Below are 2,058 nucleotides of genomic sequence, written 5' to 3'. Positions count from 1 at the left end.
GATGCTCACCCCCATTGAGTACGAGATGCTCTATCCGAACGTCCAGTCGGCATGAGAGTCAACCAAGCCGACTCCACCGAACTCGGGGTACATCAGCTCCACGCGGCCCCAACCATGAACACCCGGCCTAGGAAGACCTTTAGTCGCCTTGGCTCCACGGATGGGGCAATTGGTCGTCACATGGCCATGCAGCCGTCGCCCGAAACGGTGCGTGCGGCCGGCTCCGCCAAGCGGCCAGGCCAGGTCATCCGCTGATCGGGACCGTCACGGCATGCAGATGCGGGTGCCGGTCGAGCCGTCGACCCGATGTACCTTGACTCGGATGGAGCCCAGGGCGGTGCGAGTCGTTGTGCTGACCGTGTCGGCCACGGTGCACACCAGTTGCTGTTCGGCGGTACGGTCGATGCCCCAGCCAAAGGACAGCCGGACGTCCACCGGTCCGCGCCGGCCGATGTGGACGAGCGGGAGCGGAGCGCCCGGGGGGACGAAGCTGACCAGACCACGGGCGCGTTCGGCGGCGTCCGGGCCCTGCACCAGCGCTTGGAGCGCGACGTGCAGCGCGTCGGTGCCCCGGTAGAGGCGCGACACACGTTCGAGCCCGAGCGCGGAGGAGAAGTACACGTGCACGGCGGCAGGCCGGCTCGTCGCGGCCTCCAGCGCGGTGGCCGCGGGACCGGCGGGCGTTGGACCGGTGTCGGTGATCGCGCAGGCCGCCGTCAGCGTCACCGCCAGCAGAGCTGGTGCCAGGCGGCGACTCACGGCCGGTTCCAGGGCAGGGTGAGGGTGAAGACGGCGCCGCCGCCTGGGGCGTTGGCGGCGCTCAGCGTGCCGCCGTGCAGCCGGGCGTTCTCGTAGGCGAGGGCCAGGCCGAGACCGCTGCCCTCGCTGCGGGTACGGGCCGCGTCGCCCTTGGTGAACCGGTCGAAGACGTAGGGCAGCAGGTCGGCGGCGATGCCCGGTCCGTCGTCGGTCACGGTGAGGGCGACGCCGCCGGGGACCGCGCCGGCCCGCAGCCGCACCGTGGCCTCCGGTCCGCCGTGGCGCAGCGCGTTGCCGACGAGGTTGGCCAGGATCACGTCCATGCGGCGGGGATCGAGCCGCACGCGCAGCCCGTCCGGGACGTCAACCGGGACGCGGTCCTGCCAGTGCCGCAGCGCGAGCGTCTTGCGTACCAGCTGCGCCAGGTCGACCTCGTCGAGGGTGAGGACGGCGGCCCCGGCGTCGAACCGCGACACCTCCATCAGGTCGTCCACGAGCCGGGCGAGCCTGCGCGTCTCGTCGGCGACCAGGCCCACTGCCTCGGCGGTCTCGGGCGGCATCCGGCCCGCTGCAACGTCCTCGTCCAGCAGGCCGGTCACGGCGGTCATCGCCGCCAGCGGCGTGCGCAGCTCGTGGGAGACGTCGGCGGCGAACCGGCGGGCGCGGGCCTCCATGTCGCGCAGGACGGCGGTGTCGCGTTGCAGGGTCGCGGCCATGGTGTTGAAGGTGCGGCCGAGGTCGGCCAGTTCGTCGTCGCCGGTGACGGTGATCCGGGTGTCCAGTTCGCCCGCCGCCATGCTCTCGGTGGCCGAGCGCAGCCGCCGTACCGGGCGCAGCACGCTGCTCGCCGCCAGCAGCGCGGGCAGGATCGCGGCCAACACGACCGGCAGCGCTCCGGCGCGGGCGGCGGTGACCAGGGAGTCCACGTCGCGTTGCTGGGCGGCCAGCGAGAAGGAGGCGAACACCACCAGAGGAGGCCGGGCCGCGGGCCGCGCGGCGTCCCGTACCGGAACGGCGATCGCCAGCCAGGGCTGGCCGTGCCGGTGGAAGCGCTGGACCAGGGCCGTCGTCGCCGCGGCCGCCGCGCTCCTCAGCTGCGCGGGCAGCGCAGGAGCGGCCGAGGCGGCGACGACCAGCGGCCCGTCTTGGAACGACGCGGCGGTGTGCCAGTCGCGTGAGCCGCCCGCGCGGTCCAACTGGAGGGCTGATAGCCGACCTTGTCGGTGGCGGAGCCTATGCTTCCCGCCCATGACCAGAGATGAGACTCCTGTCGTGCACGTCAAGCAGATGGACGTGGAG

The 2,058-nt window shown here is 72.7% G+C and carries 2 protein-coding genes; both read right to left on the bottom strand.

Annotated features, from left to right (window positions below):
* Positions 1 to 264: 264 nt before the first annotated feature.
* The gene (locus tag ABZ260_RS50430; RefSeq protein WP_355632923.1) at positions 265 to 759 is read right to left on the bottom strand and encodes a hypothetical protein; all 495 of its coding nucleotides are present in this window, start codon (positions 757 to 759) and stop codon (positions 265 to 267) included.
* Positions 756 to 1,955, bottom strand: coding sequence for a HAMP domain-containing sensor histidine kinase (locus tag ABZ260_RS50425; protein WP_355632920.1), 1,200 nt, complete (start codon positions 1,953 to 1,955; stop codon positions 756 to 758). The genes ABZ260_RS50430 and ABZ260_RS50425 overlap by 4 nt, the downstream gene beginning before the upstream one ends.
* Positions 1,956 to 2,058: the final 103 nt, after the last annotated feature.

The sequence above is a fragment of the Streptosporangium sp. NPDC006013 genome (assembly GCF_040614275.1).
Lineage (GTDB): Bacteria > Actinomycetota > Actinomycetes > Streptosporangiales > Streptosporangiaceae > Streptosporangium.
Note: the sequence above shows the minus strand (reverse complement) of the source record. Positions and strands in the feature narration are given on the sequence as shown.